General features: G+C 38.2%; 23 protein-coding genes and 1 pseudogene. 14 read left to right on the forward strand and 10 right to left on the reverse strand.

The window, feature by feature from the left end; all coding sequences use genetic code 11:
• Positions 1–15 precede the first annotated feature (15 nt).
• The 5 genes from DV424_RS03415 to yedF all read left to right on the forward strand — a co-directional run bounded on the left by DV424_RS03415 (position 16) and on the right by yedF (position 4,316).
• Positions 16–933 (forward strand): autotransporter outer membrane beta-barrel domain-containing protein, encoded by a 918-nt coding sequence (locus DV424_RS03415; protein WP_204628225.1) that lies wholly within the window; start codon positions 16–18, stop codon positions 931–933.
• A gap of 139 nt (positions 934–1,072) precedes the next feature.
• The gene (asd, locus tag DV424_RS03420; protein ID WP_192880643.1) at positions 1,073–1,957 is read left to right on the forward strand and encodes an archaetidylserine decarboxylase; all 885 of its coding nucleotides are present in this window, start codon (positions 1,073–1,075) and stop codon (positions 1,955–1,957) included.
• Positions 1,958–1,981: 24 nt separating this feature from the next.
• Entirely contained in the window at positions 1,982–2,605 is a 624-nt protein-coding gene (locus DV424_RS03425) for a BamJ family beta-barrel-assembly machinery protein (RefSeq protein ID WP_118859080.1), read from the forward strand.
• Positions 2,606–2,808: 203 nt separating this feature from the next.
• A complete protein-coding gene (gene yedE / locus DV424_RS03430) occupies positions 2,809–4,029 on the forward strand; it encodes a selenium metabolism membrane protein YedE/FdhT (RefSeq protein WP_118859081.1) in 1,221 nt (406 codons plus the stop codon).
• A gap of 17 nt (positions 4,030–4,046) precedes the next feature.
• Positions 4,047–4,316 carry a sulfurtransferase-like selenium metabolism protein YedF gene (gene yedF, locus DV424_RS03435; RefSeq protein WP_005627337.1) on the forward strand — a complete coding sequence of 90 codons (270 nt, stop codon included), beginning with the start codon at positions 4,047–4,049 and terminating at the stop codon, positions 4,314–4,316.
• 62 nt (positions 4,317–4,378) lie between these two features.
• Here the strand turns inward: yedF and DV424_RS09045 are convergent.
• The 6 genes and pseudogenes from DV424_RS09045 to suhB form a co-directional block, all read right to left on the reverse strand.
• Positions 4,379–4,711 (reverse strand): annotated as a pseudogene (locus DV424_RS09045) (5-methyltetrahydropteroyltriglutamate--homocysteine S-methyltransferase); the annotation flags it as partial.
• 59 nt (positions 4,712–4,770) lie between these two features.
• Complete coding sequence (locus DV424_RS03445; RefSeq protein ID WP_118859082.1) at positions 4,771–5,976, reverse strand: BaiN/RdsA family NAD(P)/FAD-dependent oxidoreductase; 1,206 nt, start codon at positions 5,974–5,976, stop codon at positions 4,771–4,773.
• Positions 5,973–7,118 (reverse strand): heme lyase NrfEFG subunit NrfF, encoded by a 1,146-nt coding sequence (nrfF, locus tag DV424_RS03450; RefSeq protein WP_118859083.1) that lies wholly within the window; start codon positions 7,116–7,118, stop codon positions 5,973–5,975. Before nrfF ends, DV424_RS03445 begins: the two co-directional genes overlap by 4 nt.
• On the reverse strand, positions 7,115–7,645 hold the full coding sequence (locus DV424_RS03455) for a DsbE family thiol:disulfide interchange protein (protein ID WP_118859084.1): 531 nt from the start codon (positions 7,643–7,645) through the stop codon (positions 7,115–7,117). Before DV424_RS03455 ends, nrfF begins: the two co-directional genes overlap by 4 nt.
• A complete protein-coding gene (gene nrfE, locus DV424_RS03460) occupies positions 7,645–9,552 on the reverse strand; it encodes a heme lyase NrfEFG subunit NrfE (protein WP_118859085.1) in 1,908 nt (635 codons plus the stop codon). The genes DV424_RS03455 and nrfE overlap by 1 nt, the downstream gene beginning before the upstream one ends.
• Before the next feature lie 108 nt (positions 9,553–9,660).
• Positions 9,661–10,464 carry an inositol-1-monophosphatase gene (gene suhB / locus DV424_RS03465; protein WP_118859086.1) on the reverse strand — a complete coding sequence of 268 codons (804 nt, stop codon included), beginning with the start codon at positions 10,462–10,464 and terminating at the stop codon, positions 9,661–9,663.
• A 199-nt stretch (positions 10,465–10,663) separates the two neighbouring features.
• Here suhB and DV424_RS03470 point away from each other — a divergent pair, with 199 nt between their 5' ends.
• From DV424_RS03470 to degS, 8 genes are all read left to right on the forward strand, one after another.
• A complete protein-coding gene (locus DV424_RS03470; protein WP_005645912.1) occupies positions 10,664–11,182 on the forward strand; it encodes a type II secretion system protein in 519 nt (172 codons plus the stop codon).
• Entirely contained in the window at positions 11,176–11,892 is a 717-nt protein-coding gene (locus DV424_RS03475; RefSeq protein WP_032825077.1) for a PulJ/GspJ family protein, read from the forward strand. The genes DV424_RS03470 and DV424_RS03475 overlap by 7 nt, the downstream gene beginning before the upstream one ends.
• A gap of 14 nt (positions 11,893–11,906) precedes the next feature.
• Positions 11,907–12,590: a DUF2572 family protein gene (locus tag DV424_RS03480; RefSeq protein ID WP_118859087.1), complete on the forward strand. Its 684-nt coding sequence runs from the start codon at positions 11,907–11,909 to the stop codon at positions 12,588–12,590.
• Positions 12,583–12,870, forward strand: a complete 288-nt coding sequence (locus tag DV424_RS03485) for a DUF5374 domain-containing protein (RefSeq protein ID WP_192880644.1) — start codon at positions 12,583–12,585, stop codon at positions 12,868–12,870. The genes DV424_RS03480 and DV424_RS03485 overlap by 8 nt, the downstream gene beginning before the upstream one ends.
• Before the next feature lie 46 nt (positions 12,871–12,916).
• Complete coding sequence (recC, locus tag DV424_RS03490) at positions 12,917–16,276, forward strand: exodeoxyribonuclease V subunit gamma (protein ID WP_118859164.1); 3,360 nt, start codon at positions 12,917–12,919, stop codon at positions 16,274–16,276.
• A gap of 63 nt (positions 16,277–16,339) precedes the next feature.
• Positions 16,340–16,789 carry a transcriptional regulator NrdR gene (gene nrdR, locus DV424_RS03495; protein ID WP_046949673.1) on the forward strand — a complete coding sequence of 150 codons (450 nt, stop codon included), beginning with the start codon at positions 16,340–16,342 and terminating at the stop codon, positions 16,787–16,789.
• A 2-nt stretch (positions 16,790–16,791) separates the two neighbouring features.
• Positions 16,792–17,910 carry a bifunctional diaminohydroxyphosphoribosylaminopyrimidine deaminase/5-amino-6-(5-phosphoribosylamino)uracil reductase RibD gene (gene ribD, locus DV424_RS03500; RefSeq protein ID WP_118859089.1) on the forward strand — a complete coding sequence of 373 codons (1,119 nt, stop codon included), beginning with the start codon at positions 16,792–16,794 and terminating at the stop codon, positions 17,908–17,910.
• On the forward strand, positions 17,911–18,933 hold the full coding sequence (gene degS / locus DV424_RS03505) for an outer membrane-stress sensor serine endopeptidase DegS (protein ID WP_118859090.1): 1,023 nt from the start codon (positions 17,911–17,913) through the stop codon (positions 18,931–18,933). It begins immediately after the preceding gene.
• Between the two features lie 61 nt (positions 18,934–18,994).
• On the opposite strand, the gene mutM is transcribed toward degS, so the two are convergent.
• From mutM to radC, 4 genes are all read right to left on the reverse strand, one after another.
• Positions 18,995–19,810: a DNA-formamidopyrimidine glycosylase gene (gene mutM, locus DV424_RS03510; protein WP_118859091.1), complete on the reverse strand. Its 816-nt coding sequence runs from the start codon at positions 19,808–19,810 to the stop codon at positions 18,995–18,997.
• A 72-nt stretch (positions 19,811–19,882) separates the two neighbouring features.
• Positions 19,883–20,053: a 50S ribosomal protein L33 gene (gene rpmG / locus DV424_RS03515; RefSeq protein WP_005613503.1), complete on the reverse strand. Its 171-nt coding sequence runs from the start codon at positions 20,051–20,053 to the stop codon at positions 19,883–19,885.
• An 11-nt stretch (positions 20,054–20,064) separates the two neighbouring features.
• Positions 20,065–20,301 (reverse strand): 50S ribosomal protein L28, encoded by a 237-nt coding sequence (gene rpmB / locus DV424_RS03520; protein ID WP_005542826.1) that lies wholly within the window; start codon positions 20,299–20,301, stop codon positions 20,065–20,067.
• Positions 20,302–20,514: 213 nt separating this feature from the next.
• Entirely contained in the window at positions 20,515–21,180 is a 666-nt protein-coding gene (gene radC / locus DV424_RS03525; RefSeq protein ID WP_118859092.1) for a RadC family protein, read from the reverse strand.
• A 163-nt stretch (positions 21,181–21,343) separates the two neighbouring features.
• On the opposite strand from radC, the gene coaBC reads away from it, so the two are divergent.
• Complete coding sequence (coaBC, locus tag DV424_RS03530; protein WP_118859093.1) at positions 21,344–22,546, forward strand: bifunctional phosphopantothenoylcysteine decarboxylase/phosphopantothenate--cysteine ligase CoaBC; 1,203 nt, start codon at positions 21,344–21,346, stop codon at positions 22,544–22,546.
• Positions 22,547–22,571 lie beyond the last annotated feature (25 nt).

Genomic DNA, 22,571 nt, shown 5'->3' on the forward strand with positions numbered 1-22,571 from the left:
GCTCAAGCTGCAGTGGTGTTGAATGATTTAATCTATCAATCTAATTTAACTTTAACTGAAAGTTTACATCAACGTTTGGGAGAGGTTCATTTCAATAAAGAGATTGTTAAACAACAAAATGTTTGGGTTAAATCTCTTGGTGGCGAATATGTCGGAACAGAAACTGTGAAAGTGAGAGGATACACGAATCGTTATCGTGGATTAAAAGCAGGTTATGATTGGATTAAAGCAAGAGGAAATTGGATTAATTACAACGGGCTCTCATTTGGATACATCAATTCAACTGCACGATTGAATACATTTGGTGGAAAAATTCATATTTATGGTAAAGAGTTAGGTTTATATTCTGCTTGGCTAAACAAAGAAAACGATCTGTATTTGGATTTTTGGGCAAAAGCTATTAGATATCGTGGCGGCTATAATGTAATTAATTATTCAAATAAAGACATTACATCTCCAAACATCATGGCGTCTACATACATTTTTTCTTCTGAAATGGGGAAACGTTTTAACCTAAGCCAAAATGCTGAACGTGTTATTTATTTCCAACCAGAAGCACAATTAAGTTATCACGCTACGAATGGCTATTCATTTAAAACCTCACATGATGCCAGCGTTAAAACAGAAAGAATGCGTAGTTTAGTGAGGCGAATCGGCTTTCGTGCAGGGCTGGATTATTTCAATGAGAAAAATCTACATCCTTATGTCAAGCTAATGTATGAAAGAGAATTTTTAGGTGAAATGCAACACACATTTAATGAAGTTGCAGTTGAGAGATTCAGTAATAGAGGAAGTTGGTGGGTTTATGGCTTTGGGCTTTCTTATATGAATAAAGCGAAAAATACGCAACTCTATTTCGAGGCACAACGTTCTTCAACGCATAACTTTAAACAAAATTGGCAAGCTCATCTTGGTATAAGATACTTGTTCTAATTAATACGCCACAATGGCACACGCTTTCAACGTGTGCCAATTTTTTTACCTTGATTATTTCCCCCAATCATCAAAAAAGTTGGCACTTTGATAAAAATTGCTATAATCACGCCTCTTTTTTTAACAAGGAAAGATAATGATGACTTCAAATTCTTATTGGCAACGCCTAAAAGTGGCATTTCAATATGTCATGCCGCAAATTTATTTAACTCAAATTGCTGGCTGGTTTGCTAAACAAAAATGGGGTGTGCTAACCCATGTTGTAATTAAAGCTTTTGCGAAAAAATACAACATTGATATGAGCATTGCGCAAAAAGAACAATTTTCTGATTACGCAAGTTTTAATGAATTTTTTATTCGTCCGTTAAAAGAAAACGCGCGTCCAATTAATCAAAATCCTACCGCACTTTGTTTACCAGCAGATGGTCGCATTAGCGAGTGCGGTCATATTGACGATAATCTTTTATTGCAAGCTAAAGGGCATTTTTTCAGCCTAGAAGACTTACTAGCAGAAGATAAAGAATTAGTGGAAACCTTTAAAAATGGTGAATTTGCCACTACTTATCTTTCTCCTCGTGATTACCACCGAGTACATATGCCGTGCGATGGTACGCTGCGTAAAATGATTTATGTGCCGGGTGATTTGTTCTCTGTGAACCCATTTTTAGCCCAACATGTACCGAATTTATTTGCGCGTAATGAACGCGTGATTTGTGTTTTTGATACTGAATTTGGCACAATGGTACAAATTTTAGTCGGTGCAACCATCACTGCAAGTATTGGCACAACTTGGGCGGGCGTGATTAATCCACCGCGCCACAATGAAGTGAAAACTTGGGAAGTGAAAACTTGGACTTATGAAGGCGAAAGTGCGGTCAAATTATTGAAAGGTCAAGAAATGGGTTGGTTCAAACTTGGTTCGACAGTAATTAATTTATTCCAAGCAAATCAAGTGCGTTTGGCTGATCATTTAAGCGTTAATGAACCTGTTCGCATGGGCGAAATCTTGGCATATAAAAAATAATTTTTAACGAAAGGAAAACATCAAATGAATTTTGAACAAGTAAAATTAGAAAGCGTTTCTGAAAAAGGTAGCTACGGTATTGGTTTGCAAATTGGCCAACAATTAGCCGATAGCCAAATGGAAATCACCGTTGAAGCAGTGGCAAAAGGCATTTTTGACGCGTTAAATCATAATCAACCTGCATTAGACATCAATGAATTAATGCATTCGGTTCAGGCGCTTCAACAACAAGCAACTGAAGCACAACAAGCGCAATTTAAAGCCATTGAAGAAGAAGGCAAAAAATTCTTAGAAGAAAATGCGAAAAAAGCGGGCGTAAACGTAACCGATAGCGGTTTGCAATATGAAATCATGACAGAAGGCAATGGCGCAAAACCAGCTGCAACAGATAAAGTGCGTGTACACTACACAGGTACATTACCAGATGGCACCGTATTCGACAGCTCTGTTGCTCGTGGCACACCAGCTGAATTTCCTGTAAATGGCGTCATCCGTGGTTGGGTTGAAGCATTACAAATGATGCCTGTTGGTTCTAAATGGAAACTCACTATTCCACACGAACTTGCCTACGGTGAACGTGGCGCTGGCGCATCAATTCCGCCATTCTCAACACTCGTATTTGAAGTAGAATTATTAGATATTCTTTAATCGAAAAATATGATATTTATAAAGGCAAAGCTATAAAGGTTTTGCCTTTATTGTTAAAATAATGTTATTATTTTACCTGACAAATTTCATTTGTCTTATATCGCAAGTTTTGTGTATAGGAAAATGGGCACTTCTTTTTTCACTGTATTCATTATTTATACCTTTCTTGCAAATCTTTCTTTTCAATAAATTTAGGTTATCTTATGAAAGAGATTTGGCTACAATTTAAACAAAATTATTTAATTAAATACTGGAATCCGATTGTTGCAGTGACTGCAGCGGGTTTGCTTTCCGCTTATTACTTTGGGGTAACAGGCACTTATTGGGCTGTTACAGGGGAATTTACTCGGTGGGGAGGGCATGCATTACAAGCGTTAGGCGTTGATGTATCTGAATGGAGTTACTACAAAATCATAGGAATGCAAGGTAATATCTTCTCACGTGTTGATGGTGTCATGATCTTAGGCATGTTTGCAGGTTGTATTTCTGCGGCACTTTGGGCAAATAATGTAAAATGGCGCAACCAACCACATAAACGTCGGATTGTTCAGGCTTTAATTGGAGGTGCATTAGCAGGATTTGGTGCACGTTTAGCAATGGGATGTAATTTAGCTTCACTTTTTACAGGTATCCCACAATTTTCGGTACACGCTTGGTTCTTCACTATCGCAACAGCAATAGGTACTTATGCTGGTGTAAAAGTCACATTACTACCAATATTTCGCGTTAAATTAGAACTGAAAAAAGGTGCAGCGAAAATAAAAGAAACAGATCCTAAACAAGCACAACACCGTTTTTGGATTGGTATGGTTGTATTTTTTGCTTATCTTATTGCTTCACTTTATGTAATGACTCAATCTATTAAGCTTGGTTTTGCTATGCTTTGTGGTTTGGCTTTCGGGTTATTAATTGAACGAGCTCAAATTTGTTTTACCTCAGCTTTCCGTGACTTATGGGTAACTGGGCGTGCTTATATGGCAAAAGCTATTATTTTTGGAATATTAGTGGGCACAATTGGTGTATTTAGCTACGTTCAACTTGGCGTCTCACCTAAAATTATGTGGGCTGGTCCCAATGCTATTATTGGCGGTTTATTATTCGGCTTTGGTATTGTGCTCGCTGGTGGTTGTGAAACAGGTTGGATGTATCGCTCAATGGAAGGTCAAGTACACTTTATGTGGGTTGGCTTAGGTAACGTAGTCGGATCAACTTATCTCGCCTATGTTTGGGATGATATCGCTCCTGTTTTAGCACTTGATTACGAAAAACTTAATTTACTAAAATCTTTCGGGCCCGTAGGTGGCTTACTTGTGAATTACGGTTTATTAATTTTATGTTTAATTGCCGTAGTCTGGTGGGAACGTCGTTTCTTAGCCAAAGCAAAATCTCAAATAACCGCACAAACTGGCTGTGGATGTAATTAACCAAAAGGAGCATAATCATGGCATTTACTATTGTTCAAAAATTAGATAAAGATCCAAAAGACATTTCACCCGATTATACATTAGATACGTTAGGCGAACCCTGCCCTTACCCCGCTATTGTAATGTTAGAAACCATGCCACAATTACAAAAAGGTGAAATTTTAGAACTATTAAGCGATTGCGCACAATCTATCAACAACATTCCTATTGATACTAAAAATCATGGCTATACACTGCTAAGTGTAGAGCAAGATGGAACAAAATTGCGTTACTTAATTCAGCGTTAATAAATGGCTCCGTAAGGAGCCATTTATTATCTACCAATAAAATCAAATTAATCTTCGCCCCAAACCTCTTTAGCGATTTCTTCGCGTGTAGTATAAATACCCGCATCCCACTGGATAAGATACATTAATTGATTGGGACTAGGGATGGTGTATTTAACTATGCCACGATCACCAACAATAGCATTCAATTTCTTAAAATGCTCAATAAATAGATGATTTTGATACCTGCATCTAACTGATGCTTGGAATAACTTTGTAATTGCTTGATCTTCAATCTCAGTTAATTGTTCACGAGAAATTTCACTTGATGCAAATTTTAAACGAGCCTCTTTTAATACTTGTGAGCGTAAATAAAAGCCTACTGTGGCTACATGTAATGGGAGTTTTTTTGATATTTTACTTCCTTATTTTATGATTTAATTAAAAGAATTCTAACGTATTTTCTACACCCCTTCTATTTTTCACTAATTCCTTGTGAACAAGCATAAGCCGAGCTCCACGCCCATTGGAAATTATAGCCGCCTAGCCAGCCCGTCACATCCAGCACTTCACCAATAAAATACAAACCGCTTACTTGGTTACTTTCCATTGTTTTAGAAGAAATTACTTTAGTATCCACACCGCCCATTGTCACTTCTGCTGTACGGTAGCCCTCTGTGCCATTTGGGGTAAATTCCCAGTGATGAATAAAATCCACTAGATTTTTTACCCGCACTTTACTGATGTTAGCGATAACTTCATCTTGCACAAGGCCTTGTTCAATCCAAAGTTCAACCAATTTTTTCGGAAGTAATCGAACCAAGATGGTTTTCAACATTTGTTTTGGTGAATGTTGTTTTGCTTGATTAATTTCCTCTTCCACATTGTGGTTCGGTAATAAATCAATTTCTACAGACTCAGTGGGCTGCCAATAATTGGAAATTTGCAATACCGCAGGGCCTGAAATACCACGATGGGTAAACAAAAGCTGGTTATAAAAAGATTTTCCGCTCTGCGCTGTGATCGTAACTGGCAAACTAATACCTGAAAGTGCGGTTAAAAATTTATCTGTTTCTCGATACGTAAAAGGCACCAAACTCGCTCGTGGAGGAATAACGGGAATGGAAAATTGTTCTGCAATTTGATAGCCAAATGGCGTTGCGCCAAGCCCTGGCATAGAAAGCCCACCTGTGGCGACAATCAAATTTTTACATTGCCATTGGGTTGAATTTATCTGTAAAACAAACCGCACTTTTTCATCATTTTGAATCCGTTCAACTTGAGAAACTTCGCTACGCAATAAAATCTTAGCGCCATATTTATCGCATTCAGATTTCAGCATTTCAACGATTTGTTCTGCGCCCTCATCGCAAAATAATTGCCCCAATTCCTTTTCGTGATAAGCAATCCCCTGCTCCGCGACAAGAGAAATAAAATCCCAGTTGGTATAACGAGCCAGTGCCGATTTGACGAAATGAGGATTTTGCGAAAGGTAATGAGCTGGCGTAACCTCTAAATTGGTGAAATTACAAAATCCACCGCCCGACATCAAAATCTTACGTCCGATTTTTTTGCCGTTGTCGAAAACTGTCACCGACTTGCCTAATTTAGCCAATTGTGCAGCACAAAATAATCCTGCCGCACCTGCACCAATAATAATGTTTTCAGAATATTGGCTCACGGATTTTGCCCTTTTTCACCACGTTGTAAAAAATCCAACATCTTCATTCGTTGAATAACTGAACGACGATCCACTGCCGCATTACCTGAATCTAATAATTGCTGTAAATACGCACTGGCTTGTGGATATTGACGATTTTCTAAGGCAATTGTCGCCAACAAAGAAAGGCTAGATACTTCATTTTTATCTTTTGTCAAAGCTTCATTCAAAAGTTGCTCGACTTTTGCTGTCACTTGCTGACCTGCTTGATAATAAAGTGCGGTGGCTGCCAAGCCTAAAATATTAGGTTTACTGCCTGATATTTTTTCTGCATTAGAATAAGCTACAAGTGCACTATCAAATTCATTATTTTGCACATAGGCTTCCCCTAGTTGAAGCCAAGTTTCCGCATTATTTGGATCAGTACGCAGTTTATTTTGGATCTTCTCAATCACATTTTCATTTTTATGTTCATCATTCATTTCAACATTTTGATTATGTTGCTCAATCATCGATTGCTCACCTTGTTGAACACGACTAAAACGATCAAGAGAAAAATAATAAGCGGTTGGAATAGCCATTAATAAAAAGAAAATCACAAAAGAAAGTTTATGATTACTTTTCCCAAAGGAATCTGTCTTTTGTTCCTTTTGCTTAGAATCCGAATGAGACTCAGCATTAACAGAAAAATATCTCTGTTCTTTTTCCAACACGCTTCTCTGCTCGACTGAAGATAGGGACGATTTTTTCCTATTTGAGAAATAAAGCAATGCTGCAGCTAAAATTAAAAGAGCGACTGGCAATAGCCACAACAATGCGGTATTCCATTTGAATGGCGGTTTGTAATTCACAAAATCACCAAATCTAGCCGTCATTTGATCGATAATTTGCTGATTACTTTTGCCCTCATCCACCATTTTGTACACTTCAAGACGCAAGTCATAAGCAATAGGCGAATTAGATTCCACCAAATTTTGGTTTTGACATTGTGGACAGCGTAAAGATTTTGCCAACTCTACGGCGCGAGTACGATCATCTTGATTTTGAAATTGATAGGTATCCACCATTTCCGCTTGGGCGAATAAGGAAAATGCAAATAAAAGTGCGGTTGCAAAAACAAATGTTTTTTGAACTTGAGTAAAAATATCTAATAGGCTTTTCATTTGTTCTTCAATGCTTCAATTTTTGGCAAAAATACCGTTTGCCAAGTTTCTTTATCCAGTAAACCAGAATGGCGATAACGAATCACACCATTTTCATCCACAAGATAAGTTTCTGGTGCGCCATCTACGCCTAATTTTAATCCCAATTCCCCATGACTATCATCAATGTTTAAGACAAACGGATTGCCCATTCGCTTGAGCATTTCAATGCCATTTTGCGAATTGTCGCGATAATCTATACCCACAATAGGCAATGTTTTTGCAATCTCAATTAACAGCGGATGTTCTTCTTTGCAATAACCACACCAACTGCCCCACACATTTAATAAAAATGGCTGTTTAGGAAAATCTTTCGGGCTTACGATTTGTGATGGCTCATGTAAATTAGCCTGATAAAACTCTGGAACCGGTTTATCAATTAAAGCCGACGCAATTTTTTTCGGATCTTGATTTAACCCTGCAATTAATAATATACACACGCCTAAAAGCACAAAGAGCGGTGTAAAAAAGATAAGTTTTTTGTTCATTATTTTTCCTGTTTTCTGCGTAATCCGAAAACGCTAAAAAGTGCGCCAAAGGCCATTAAAATACCGCCCGCCCAAAGCCAACGAATCAGTGGTTTATAATGTAAGCGGAAAGTAAATTCCCCTTTGCCGAGAGAATCGCCCATCACAATATATAAATCGCCCCAAAAACCACCATCAAGCCCCACTTCACTCATTGTCATTGTTCGTACATCGTAATAACGGCGTTCTGGGATAATTTCTGCATAAGGTTTACCATTTTTAGTTACGTCAAAAAAGGCGACTTCTGCCGTAAAATTTGGCCCAATTTCATTAGAAAATTGGCGATAATGAAATTCATATTGCCCTAACGTTTGACTTTGTTGCGGTGCTAAACGCACACCAATTTCACTGCCAAAATACCCAGTCATCACCGCACCAATAGTCACAATCGCCACGCCACAGTGTGCTAAAATCATCCCAAATTGAGACAAACGAATTTGTCGCCAATTTTGCCATAACGTGACGAATAAAAGCCAAATCGCAAGAGTTAATAACACAAAGGCGAAAGCGTGAAAATTCAACGCAGAATTATGGCGTAGCTGTTGCCAAATCATTAGGCCTGCAAGAATCAAAGACGGAATAAGCAACCACCCACAACGTATCAATAATGTGCGATCAAATTGCTCCTTACGTATGCTAAGCACAATTACCATTAAGATTAAAATCGCCGTAATAATGGGGAAGAAAATACTATTAAAATAAGGACTTCCCACCGAAATTGAGCCCCAATTCATCGCTTGGAATAACATCGGGTAAAAGGTACCTAAAAAGGTAGAAACCGTCGCAATGGTCAGCAAAATATTCAGTAATAAAATGCCACCCGATTTAGAAACGAACTGAAATTTCACCGCACTTTCTGATGAACTTCCCGCTCGTAAAGCGAATAAACCAAAGGCTAACGCTGTCAAAACAAAGAAAATTAATAACAACACATAACCGCGCGTGTTATCTAATGCAAAAGCGTGCACAGAAGTGAGTGCACCAGAACGAACAATAAACGTGCCTAATACGCTAAAGGCAAAAGCAAGCAAAGAAAAAAGTGTAGTCCAATAACTAAATACGCCTTGTTTTTCCGTCGCCATTAAACTGTGCAATAACGCCAAACCAAGCAACCAAGGCATTAAAGACGCATTTTCTACGGGATCCCAGAACCACCAACCGCCCCAGCCTAGCTCGTAATATGCCCACCAAGCACCAAGCACAATGCCAATGGTTAAAAATAACCAAGAAACCAACACCCATCCACGCATTGAGCGGGCAATTTGTCGTGCAGATTGGTTATAAATCAACGCACTCAAACTCATTGCAAAATTTACCGCAAAGCCCACATAGCCAACATATAATAAGGGCGGATGGAAAATTAATCCCACATCTTGCAACATTGGATTGAGATCGCGCCCTTCTGTGGGAGCAGGGAAAATGCGTCCAAATGGATTGGAATAAAATAAAATAAACACCGCAAAACCAAAGCAAATCAATCCCAATAAAGATAAAGATTGAGCGGAAAAAGTGCGGTCATTTTTTCGATTAAAAAAAGCAAAAGCAGCAAGCCATAAACTCAATGAAAATAACCAAAACAACATTGAACCTTCATGTCCGCCCCAAGTGGCAGCTACTTTAAAAAATGTAGGTAATTGGGAATTAGAATGTGCCGCTACATATTCAAGAGTGAAATCATCCACCGCAAAAGAATAAGCAAGCAAACCAATTGAGAACGTCGTCGCAAGGGTAAAAATATAACTAAGCGGCCAAGCAGCATTAATTAAAGTCGAATTTTTTTTGAATAACCCAAGTTGAGGCACTAACGCAAGAAAAAACGCGCTAGCTGTTGCGAGTAAAAGAAGGAAAAAGCCAAGTTCTGGAAGCATAATGTCGTCGTTTTTTTCGTTGATGCGCAGATAAAGTCGCTAATCAAGTATGTTTCATTAATAAAATTAAAAATAGCACCTTGATAGGTGCTATTGTGCTTATAAAAATTAATGATTAAATTCAGCACCTAAACAAGGGCGAATTTTATTTAACATTTCTTTTATTACGCGTGATGGTGCGGCAATGATATTGCCGCTGCGTAAGTAGCCGTTACCTGCATCAAAATCACAGACTAAACCACCCGCTTCACGCACGATTAAATCGCCAGCGGCACAATCCCATGCTTTTAAGCCCATTTCAAAATAACCATCAATACGGTTTGACGCCACATAGCATAAATCCAATGCTGCAGAACCAGTGCGACGGAAATCTGCAGCATCTTCAATTAAGGCATTCATCATTGCAAATTGAGTTGGCATTAATTTTGGTTGTTTGAATGGGAAACCGGTCGCTAAAATTGAACCTTGAATTTCACGTTTACTATCTACGCGTAAACGTACTTCGTTTAATTTTGCGCCTTCACCACGCACAGCGGTAAATAATTCATTACGGATTGGATCGTAAACAACCCCAACTTCAGTACGATTTTTTACACGAATTGCGATAGACACGGCAAAATGAGGAAGGCCCGTCATAAAATTACGGGTACCATCTAGTGGATCAATCACCCATTGTACATCGCTATCTTTGCCTTCAAGCGCACCCGTTTCTTCACTGATGATGGTGTGCTCAGGATAAGATTTACGAATAATTTCAATGATTTCTGCTTCTGCCGCTTTATCAACGTTTGTCACATAATCATTAATACCTTTTTGTGTGCTTTCGATAGCATCACGGCGTTCATAATTTTTAGCAATCACATTGCCCGCTTTTCGTGCCGCACGAATTGCGATATTTAACATTGGATTCATATTTCCACCAGATTTTAAAGAACAGAAAAATTCCGCGCCATTATAGCGAGATTTGCAAAAATAACCAGTTGAAAATCATAAAAGTGTTGTTTTTCCTATGTATTTGGGAAATTTTGCGATGCAGATCGCAAAAATAGCATGAAGGGATTTTTCCATTAATTATTTACCATTAAAGTGCGGTAGAAAATTGGAGAGTTTTATGCAGAAAGGTGTGACATTAGTGGAATTATTGATTGGGTTAGCCATTATCAGCATTGCGCTGAGTTTTGCCGTGCCATTATGGCAAACGGATTCACCTAAAACGATTTTAGCCAAAGAGCAACATCGCCTGTATTTATTTCTACGCCAAATTCAGGCTCGTGCAGAAAATTCATCGGAAGTGTGGTTTTTACTTATCAATCGTAACCTTGCGACACAGCAATGGTGCTTAACAGCACAAGTAAAAAATGATCAAACTTGTGATTGCTTAAACCCAACAAACTGCCCAAAAGAGGCCTATGCTCATTTTTACTATCCTTATTTTCCTAAAAAAACGATGATTCAAAGCCATTATATTTACCCCAAAGAAATCACAAGGTTTTATGGTGCGCGTAATACCAGTGTTACTCGTTGCTTTATTCTGCAAGCGGAAAATGAACGTACATTATTTTCATTTTTCAATGTTGGCAGTATCCGTTTGAAAACCAATCAAGCGGCTAGTGCATGCAATCAATCATGAAAACATTATTAAAAGGGCAAACCCTATTAGCACTGATGATTTCACTAGCATTGTCGTCTTTATTATTGCTAAGCATTTCGCATTTTTATGTGCAAATTCAAACGCAAAATCAACATATGTTATTGCATTTAAAACTACAAGCAGAATTACAACGAACATTACAGCTCATTGGTAAAGATCTTCGGCGATTGGGATTTAGAGCATTAAATACAAAAGGAACAGAAAGCAATTTATCTTTATTTGAATTAGATGAACAAGGCACAGCCATTTTCATTAGTCAAGAAGATAACGCCCCACTTAATAGCTGCGTGTTGTTCTTTTATGATTTAAATAAAAATGGGTGTATTGGCAAAGATTCGCCGAAAACCTGTATGAAAAATGGGAAAAATACATCTAAAAACAGTACAGAAGAATTATTCGGTTATAAAGTGAGTAACAAAATGATAAAAACCAAACTAACTTATCAAAGTGTTATTCCAACTAATTGCACTGCAGAAACTTGTAAGCGCGCTTTTCAACAAACCGCTTGTAACGCTGGGGGCGGTTGGACAGATTTATTAGATAACAATGAATACGAAGTCACTACCCTACAATTTAATTGGTTAATCGAAGGCAAAGGATTAGAAATCAAGCTAAAAGGAAATTTAAAACAAACCCCAAATATCAGTTATGAAACATCCCTTGTTGTTGCACTATGGAATCAAAAATAACGGAATCAAAAATAATGACAATACAAAAAGGCATTATCACGCTGACTATTCTGATTTTTATTTCAGGTTTATTAACCGTAATCTTATTGTTGGATGACAGCTATTTAAGTTTTTTTCGTGCGCAACAAAATCAACGAAAACACTATGTGGAAAGAACATTACAACTGCAAAACATGACAGAGGAGAAAAAACAAACTGCCTGCCTTGATTTACCGTTAAATAATAATGAAAGTGTAAAGCAAATCAGCATCACGCTTGATGGTGCCACCGATGCAATTCAATATTTTCTTTGGTGTGAAAGAATAAGTCTATTTAAAAAATCGCCTACGAGAGGCGATAATCAGGGTGCATTGAAAGATTTTATTCACACAGAAAAACTCACTGAGTTTCGACCGCACTTTTCTTCTCCGCCCAGAATTTTAAACGCGAATAAAACACCTCAACTTTATTGGTTTTCAGATTCACAAGCGGAAATTGAAATTAATGGCACCGTGTCTGCCGTATTAATTGCGGAGGGAGATTTAAAACTAACGGGCAAAGGGAGGATTAGTGGCGCGGTGATTACCAACGGGAATTTAACTTTAGATGGGGTAACTTTAGCCTATGGCAAACCGGTTGTAACAACCTTAGTGCAACAATATAGCCAATGGCAGTTGGCTGAAAAAAGTTGGAGTGATTTTAATGTTACGGATGAATAAAGGCATGTCGCTCACTACCCTATTATTTTCTTTGGCTTTATTTAGCGTTTTATTTATTGCTTTCAATCAATGGACGGCAAGCCAAAGAAAAAGTGCGGTGAAAACTTATCAAGATTTTCAGGCGATACAGATTGCGGAGAATCAAGCTCAACGCCAATTTTTAGGGTTAGCTTGTGAACACTTGATACAACAAAATGACTTAACTTTTCGTGTTCAATGTGGAAACGAACGCATCATTGTGCGTTATCCGATGGGTGAAATTTCGATAAAAACTAAGTAGAATGGCCTTGTCTTTTTCTAGATTAAATCATCAAAAGGTCGCCATTGTGTTCATTGTTTATTATTCTAATCAGCTTGAAAAACAAAAAGAAATTCTTTCGTCCCTATTCAAATCGTTACCTCCGGAAGATCCTTTTCAGCAAGATATTATTTTGGTGCAAAGCCCAGGTATGGCGCAATGGCTGCAAATTGAATTAGCGAAAGAAACTGGCATTTCAGCGAACCTCAAATTTCCTATGCCAGCAAGTTTTATTTGGCAGCTTTATGCTCAAAATTTACCCGCAACGGCATTGGAAAACCCTTTTGATAAAGATTCAATGATGTGGCGTTTAATACGCTTAATCCCGACTTTTCTCGAGAAAGAAAATTTTTTGCCTTTACGCAATTATTTAGCATCATCGCCTCATTCTGAACAATACAAACTTTATCAACTCAGCAGCAAAATTGCTGATTTATTTGACCAATATTTAGTGTATCGGCCAGAATGGATTTTTGCTTGGGAAAAAGACGAAGATGAACAAATCACTGCGCAAATACAAAAACAACAGCCTAACCTAAACGATACTTTGTTTGCGCAAATTCAAGGCAATACAAAATGGCAAGGTGAGTTATGGCGTGCATTGGTCGTCGATGTTAAATCAGAGGTTGGTGATGCCACACATCGAGCGGCTTTGCATAATCAGTTCTTAGCCTTGCTTGCCGATAAAAAAGCACCGAAAAAATTACCTTCACGCATATTTATTTTTGGTATTCCTGCGCTTCCAACTGCTTATCTCAATATTTTGCAAGCCATGTCATCAGAAGTAGATATTCATCTATTTTTTAATAATCCCTGCCAAGAGTATTGGGGAGATATTAGCGATTTACGCCTCGATTATTTGCGTTCTCGCAATCGTTATCAATTCAATAAACAAGATGAAAATCAACCGCTCTTTTCCGAAGATCAACTTTCTCAACTAGAAAACGCTCGATTTGATATCACTTATCAAAAAGAAAACCTTCAAGTAGGAAATCCGTTACTGGCTGCTTGGGGAAAAATGGGGCGAGATTTCCTTTACACCTTGGTGCGAGATGAAGAATATATTCCAACTTATCCCATCAATGCCTATCAAGAAATTAAATCGAACAGTTTGCTTGGACAATTGCAGTCTCAAATTCTGCATTTAGAAAATAAACCGCTAAATATCGCAAAAAATGACCGCACTTTAACCTTACATTCTTGCCACAGTGCTATGCGGGAAGTGGAAGTATTGCACGATTATTTACTGGATTTATTTAATCAAGATCCTAACCTTACGCCAAAAGATGTGGTTGTGATGGTGGCAGATATAAACCAATACACGCCTTATATTCAGGCTGTTTTCGGGCAAAAAAATGGGGAAGCGCCACAAATTCCATTTTCACTTTCAGATAATAAACTTTCAGAAAGCGATGTGTTGGTATCAAGTTACTTAACTTTATTACGCTTAAAAGAAAGTAATTTTAGTGCAGAAGATGTCTTAGCGTTGTTGGATATTCCTGCGATGCGCGAACGATTTAATATTTCCCTTGCTGATTTGCCATTAGTGCGAGAATGGGTGGCGGATTCAGGGATTCGTTTCGGTCTGCAAAAAAATCAAGATGGCATCAATTTCAATTCTTGGCAGGCTGGATTAGAACGAATGATTTTAGGCTATGCGATGCGTGAAGAACACGGCATTTGGCAAGATAGTTTGGGGTTAAACAGCAGCTATGGCTTAAAAGGTGAACTTGCTGGAAATTTATCTCACTTTTTCACCGCACTTTCCACCCTACATGAAACGCTGCAACAAGCACATTCCATCGAAAAATGGCAAGATATTTTAACCGCACTTTTATCAAATTTCTTCGCTCAAAATGAAAACTCAAGCGACACAATTTTCTATATTCAAGAGAAAATTAATGAATTAGCTGAGCATCTAAAAACGCTCCATTTTACTGAAGAATTACAAGCAGATGTGATTGCCGATGTCATCACAATGAAATTGGAAGATGCGCCAAATAGCCTCAAATTCCTCGCAGGAAAAGTAAACTTCTGCACCTTATTACCAATGCGTTCTGTGCCATTCAAAGTAGTTTGTTTACTTGGAATGAATGATGCAGATTACCCTAGAACACAAACACCAAACAGTTTTGATTTAATGCAATATCACCATCAAAAAGGCGACCGTGTGCGCCGTGATGATGATCGCTATTTGTTCTTAGAAGCCTTATTGGCAGCACGTGATTATTGCTATATCAGCTATGTTGGGCGTTCCATTACAGATAATCAACCGAAAGAACCTTCTGTATTGGTAAGCCAACTCATGGATTATATTAATCAAGGGAAAAGCGAAAATCCCCTTACGGTGATTGAGCATCCAATGACGGCATTTAGCCCAGATAATTTCAAATATAACGAGAAATTCACCCGCTCTTTTGCGACAAAATGGTTGCCAATCGCGCAATTTGACACGGCTGCTAACAATTCAGAATTTGCCGTTACCATGACAGAAAACCCAGAAAAAATCGAAGAAATTGAACTGGATCGTTTAGTTAGCTTTGTTGAAAACCCAGTGAAATTTTTCTTTGAAAAACAACTCGGTGTCTATTTCCGTGATGAAGATGATCGTATTGCCGACAGTGAAAACTTCACCTTAAGTGGGTTAGATAATTATTCTCTCAATAATGACTTAATTTACCTTGATGAACAAAATTTTGCTGATTATTTTAGACAAGCAGAAGTAAAAGGCGTGTTACCTCGCGCCGAGTTTGGAAAGGTTTATGCTGAAAATATTCGCGACAATGTTCTAGAATTTAAAGAGAAAATAGCCGATCTTGGCGAGCCTAAACAGGCTTCTATAGATTTTAATATTGCCGTAGATTGGCAAAATGAAAATCAAGAAATTCGTCTATTTGGTTATATGGACGCTTTATTTGGCGATGATTCACAGGTGATTCAGTGGCATTTTGCGAAATACAAAGATCGCTATTGTATCCGTCCTTGGATTTATTATTTGATTCAATGTGTCACACAAGAAAATGCGGTACCACCAAAATTAATTACACAAGATCAAGTTATCGAATTACCGCCTATTGAGCGTGAAGTAGCGCTCGCTCAATTAAAAATTTACGTAAAAGATTATTTACAAAGCCAAATAGAAATTCAATTGGTGCCAACAGTAAGAAATATAAGTGATTTTATTGTGAGTGATGGAAATTCTGTTTCTGAAAAACTTCAGGAATTAACTGAAAGTAATGCTTTCGGGGCAAAAGCTGATCCATATTGGTCACGCATATTGGCGCAGACCTCAAAATTTGAACAACCTGAAAATATTAAAAAATTATTAAAACAAACAAAAGATTGGTTTGGCTTATTATTCGTACAAAAGAAAACAAGAAAGGCATAAAGCTAATCGTCAAAGAACCGATTTTTTGCTAAGATAACTGCCCTTTTTTACGGAGAATTTTCTATGCGCTGTCCATTTTGTTTTACAGAAGAAACCAAGGTAATTGATAGCCGTTTGGTATCGGATGGCTATCAAGTTCGCCGCCGTCGTGAGTGCGGTCATTGTCATGAACGTTTTACTACCTTTGAAACAGCCGAATTAATCGTACCAAAAATTATTAAAACTGACGGCACTCGAGAGCCGTTCAATGAAGATAAATTACGCAGTGGTATTCAGCATGCGTTGGAAAAACGCCCTGTAAGTGCGGATGATGTTGAACAAGCAATTAACCATATAATTTTTCAATTACGCGCGACGGGTGAACGTGAAGTACCAAGTAAACTGGTTGGAAAACTCGCGATGAATGAGTTAAAAAAACTCGATAAAGTGGCTTATATTCGTTTTGCATCGGTCTATTTGAGTTTCGATAACATTAATCAATTCACCAAAGAAATTGAGAACTTAAAGGATTAACCATGAGCGAATTTTCCGCACAAGATCACAAATTTATGCAACGCGCCTTGGATTTAGCCGCCAAAGGACAATATACCACCACACCGAATCCATCGGTAGGATGCGTATTGGTAAAAAATGGTGAAATTGTGGGGGAAGGCTTTCATTTTAAGGCTGGACAGCCTCATGCTGAACGCGTTGCCTTAGCTCAAGCTGGCGAAAATGCCAAAGGATCAACCGCTTACGTCACCTTAGAGCCCTGCGCTCATTATGGTCGCACCCCACCCTGTGCATTAGGATTAATCGAGGCTGGCGTAGTGAAAGTCATTGCTGCGATGCAAGACCCAAATCCCCAAGTAGCAGGGAAAGGCTTAAAAATGTTGTCTGATGTAGGCATCGAAAGTGCGGTGAATTTATTGCACGCTCAAGCGGAAAAAATAAATAAAGGCTTTTTAAAACGAATGCGTCAAGGTATGCCTTTTGTTCAACTCAAACTTGCAATGAGTTTAGATGGACGAACAGCAATGGCAAGTGGAGAAAGTAAATGGATTACGGGCCCTGATTCTCGTTCGGACGTACAAAAAATGCGAGCAAAATCATCCGCACTTTTATCCACTTCTGCGACAGTCGTTGCAGATGATCCAAGCCTTAATGTACGCTGGAATGAATTTCCTGAAAATCTTAAAACAGAATATAAAAAAGAAGATCTTCGTCAGCCTGTACGTGTCATTTTAGATTCACAACATCGCATTCAGCCGACTCATAAACTTTTTTTAACTCATTCTCCCGTTTGGTTAGTTTCTAATGAACCGCGAGATTTAGCAGGCTTTCCTGATTTCTGCGAACAAATTATTCTTCCAAAAGAAAATTTACTAAAAGAATTAATGCAAGAACTGGGAAAACGCCAAATAAATACCCTTTGGGTAGAATCTGGAGCAAATTTAGCGGGCAGTTTAATTGATGCGAAATTAGTCGATGAATTGATTATTTACATTGCGCCAAAATTACTTGGCGACAATGCTCGTGGTCTATGCCAATTACCGAATTTAACTAAACTTGCCGATGCACCATTATGGCAGCTTAATGAATTAGAACAAATCGGTGACGATATAAAATTAACTTACACACCGAAAGGAATCTAAATGCTAAAAAAACTTTTCCATTCCGCACTTTGGGGCTTGGCTGCTGCGGGCGTGATTTTGTTTGCGGTTCCAAGACTGAATAACAGCAATATTTTCACTTCAGACGATATTGTATCGTTCAAAAATGCGGTGCGTATTGCCTCACCTGCGGTAGTGAATGTTTATAACCGCTCTTTTTCTTCCGCCAGCATTAATGATAATGATCAGCTACAAGTGAATAACTTAGGTTCTGGCGTGATCATGAGTAAAGATGGCTATATTCTGACTAATAAACACGTTATCCAAAATGCGGATCAAATTGTAGTAGCGTTACAAAATGGAAATATTTTTGAGGCTAGTCTTGTTGGTTCAGATAATCTCACCGATCTCGCTGTTCTCAAAATTCGTGCTAATAATCTTTCAACTATTCCACAAAATTCAGATCGTCAAGCTCATGTAGGTGATGTGGTATTAGCAATTGGTAATCCCTACAACTTAGGGCAAAGCGTGTCTCAAGGTATTATTAGCGCAGTGGGACGTAATGCGGTAGGTGATTCTGTTGGCAGACAAAACTTTATCCAAACCGATGCTTCAATTAACCGCGGCAACTCAGGTGGCGCATTAATTAATTCTGCAGGGGAATTGGTTGGAATCAGTACCCTTAGTATTGGTAAAACCGCCAATGAAATAGCAGAAGGACTAAATTTTGCCATTCCAATGGATATTGCAAATGATGTTTTACAGAAAATTATACGAGATGGGCGTGTTATCCGAGGTTATTTTGGCGTGCAAAGTGATATTAGTTCAAGTAATGAAGAAGGCATAGTGATTACAGGCGTAAGCCCGAACAGCCCAGCTGCGAAATCAGGTATTCAAGTTGGAGATGTGATTTTGAAATTAAATAATCAAGAAGGTATTTCAGCCCGAGAAATGATGCAAATTATCGCAAATACAAAACCTAATTCAAAAGTTCTCGTCACCATTCTACGATTAGGAAAAATTTTACAACTTCCTGTTGTCATTGAAGAATTTCCAGTAAATTAAAAATAGCGGTCGTTTCTGACCGCTATTTTCATCTCTCTTTTCCATCGAAAACCAACTCACCCTAGCCCATATTCTGACATTTCGGGCAAAAGAAACTATTACGCTGCCCTATCACTAAACTTTCAATTTTTGTACCGCACTTCGGACAAGGTTTGTCTTTATTGCCATATACCAATAATTCTTGTGCAAAATATCCTGGGCGCCCATCTGGCTGTAAGAAATCTTTAAGTGTCGTTCCACCTTGAATAATGGCTTTTCTCAAAACATCTTTAATCGTGTTCACTAAGGAAATACATTGATTGCGGGTCAGATTTTTAGCGAGTTTAAGTGGATGAATACCACAAATAAACAAACTTTCATTCGCATAAATATTACCAACACCCACTACCACTGCGTTATCCATCAAGAAGGTTTTAAGTGCGGTTGATTTTTGACGAGATTTTTTGAATAAATACTCGGCATTAAATTCATCAGAAAGCGGTTCAGGCCCTAGCTTTAAGAAAAGATGAAAGTCATCTAAATTCTCCGTCCACAACCACGCACCGAAACGACGAGGATCGTTATAACGTAATAATTTGCCATTGTTCATTACAATATCAATATGGTCATGTTTATCTATTGCACTATCCTGTGGCACAATTCGCACCGAACCTGACATGCCCAAATGCCCGATGATATAGCCTTTTTCCGTTTGAATAATCAAATATTTTGCTCGACGAGTGAGATCGACAATTTTTACATTTTTTAGCGTTATCAATTCCTCTGATACGGTCCAGCGCAATTTAGGCTGGCGCACAACAACTTTCTCAATCGTAAAATTCTTAAGATAAGGGCTAATACCGCGTAGTGCAGTTTCGACTTCGGGAAGTTCAGGCATGATTTGTTCCTTAATAAATCAGGGATACAAAAAAACCCGAACAATGTTCGGGCTTTTTCTAAATAAGCAAAATTATTTGATTTTTGCTTCTTTATAGATAACGTGTTTACGCACTACTGGATCAAATTTTTTGATTTCCATTTTTTCAGGCATATTACGTTTGTTTTTATCAGTTGTGTAGAAGTGACCGGTCTCTGCAGTAGAAACTAAACGGATTTTCTCACGAGCGCCTTTAGCTGCCATTTTTTAGCTCCTTAGATTTTTTCGCCACGAGCACGGATTTCAGCTAATACTGCATCAATGCCTTTTTTATCAATAATACGCATACCTTTCGCAGTTAAACGTAAGGTTACGAAACGGTTTTCACTTTCAACCCAGAAACGGTGAGTATGAAGGTTTGGAAGAAAACGACGACGTGTCGCATTCATCGCGTGTGAGCGGTTATTACCCACAGCTGGACGCTTGCCTGTTACTTGACAAACTCTAGACATAATAATCTCCAATAATTAAATATAAGCTCGAGCTTACGGTTCGGATTGTTTAAAGCTAGTTAAAACCAGCTTGCTACCTCGTCAGGTCGCGCTAATCCGACCCGCTTACTATATTAAAGGTCGCAAATTATACTGGCTTTGTTTTCATTTCTCAAGTGCAAATGCGATTTTCCTGAATGTAATCGGTAAAAAAATGGTCAACATTATAAAAATTTATAATAAAAAGTTCTCTGCAAAAGAATAGCAATCTGTTTTTCCGACAATTAGGTGATCAAGCACTCTGATTTCCATTAGTTCTGCTGACTCCTGAATTTTTTTAGTAATAAGCTGATCCGAATAACTCGGCTCCGTTATACCCGAAGGATGATTATGCGCCAAAATTAAAGCAGCCGCATTACAATAAAGTGCCTCTTTAATTATTTCCCGAGGATAAACCGCAGATACATTAATAGTACCTAAAAATAACCGCTCTTTTTTAATCAGACGATGTTGATTATCCAAAAATAAAACCATAAACACTTCTCTTTCCTCATGTTGCAATTCAGTGAGTAAAAAAAGTTTTACCGTTTCAGGATCATTAATAATCGGTGTACTTAACATCTCTTGCTTTAAGTAACGCTTGGTCATTTCCGTAATCGCTTGCAGCTGAATAAATTGCGTAATGCCTAAGCCTTTCACGGAACAGAAGGCTTTTTCATCTGCAGAAAGTAAGGCATGCAAGGAACCAAAATGTGATAAGACATTTTTCGAAAGCTGAATGACTGGGCAACCTTTTATGCCAATTCGTAAAAAGATCGCCAGCAATTCATAATCAGCAAGAGTTTCTACGCCAAATTTAAGCAATTTTTCCCGTGGCATTAAATCATCATTGTTTTCCATAAAATATTAAACACAAAATAGAAAAAATTGTGACCGCTCTTTTCTCGTTTTACGAGCAACTTATACAAAGTCTGCGATATATATCGCAAAAATAGCATTGGGCATTCAATAAAATTAAAGTAAAATAACAGAATTGTGGCTAAGCACTAACAAAGGTTGAAACATGAAATTAAACGGAAAACATATTGTAGTCGGCATAACTGGCGGTATTGCAGCCTATAAAACAATAGAGTTGATTCGTTTATTACGCAAAGCAGAAGCTGAAGTACGTGTAGTATTAACCCCAGCAGCGGCAGAATTTGTTACTGCTTTAACGCTTCAAGCCATTTCAGGCAATGCTGTCGCACAATCTTTACTTGATCCACAAGCTGAGCTAGCAATGGGGCATATTGAACTTGCCAAATGGGCTGATGCAATCATTATTGCTCCAGCTAGTGCAGACTTTATTGCCCGTCTTACTGTCGGCATGGCGAATGATTTACTTTCAACAATTTGTCTTGCAACTGATGCGCCAATTTTTCTTGCCCCAGCAATGAATCAGCAGATGTATCGCCAATCCATTACTCAACAAAATTTAACGGCTCTTCAAACACGTGGAATTGAGCTTATCGGCCCGAATAGTGGTTTTCAAGCTTGCGGCGATATGGGGAAAGGGCGTATGTCAGAACCAGTGGAAATTTTTACCGCACTTTCTGACTTTTTCTCTCAAAAACAAGATCTACAAGGATTAAATATCGCCATTACAGCAGGCCCAACGCGTGAGGCAATCGATCCCGTTCGTTATATTTCTAACCATAGTTCAGGGAAAATGGGATTTGCGATTGCTGAAGCCTTTGCCGAACGTGGGGCGAACGTCACGCTGATTTCAGGGCCAGTGAATTTAACAACACCAAAAAATGTAAATCGAATTAATGTCATCTCAGCACAAGAAATGTGGCAAGCCTCTCTTGAAAGTGCGGTGAAAAATCAAATTTTTATTGGTTGTGCGGCCGTTGCTGATTACAGAGTAGCTGAAGTTGCTGACCAAAAAATCAAAAAATCAGGGGATGAAATATCTATCAAGTTAATTAAAAATCCCGATATTATCTCAGATGTAGGACATTTAAAAACACATCGTCCTTTTACTGTTGGATTTGCGGCCGAAACCCAAAATGTTGATGATTATGCAGAAGATAAACTTAAACGCAAAAATCTTGATATGATTTGTGCCAACGATGTATCTGGTGGACAAGTTTTTAACGCTGATGAAAATGCCTTGCAGCTTTTCTGGAAAAATGGCCATAAAAAATTATCGCTAAAATCAAAAGTGGAACTTGCAGCTGATTTAGTCAGTGAAATTATCGAACGCTATCAAAAAACCTTATAATTCCAACCGCACTTTTACCTAAAAA

Source organism: Haemophilus haemolyticus (assembly GCF_003493605.1).
Classification (GTDB): domain Bacteria; phylum Pseudomonadota; class Gammaproteobacteria; order Enterobacterales; family Pasteurellaceae; genus Haemophilus; species Haemophilus haemolyticus_J.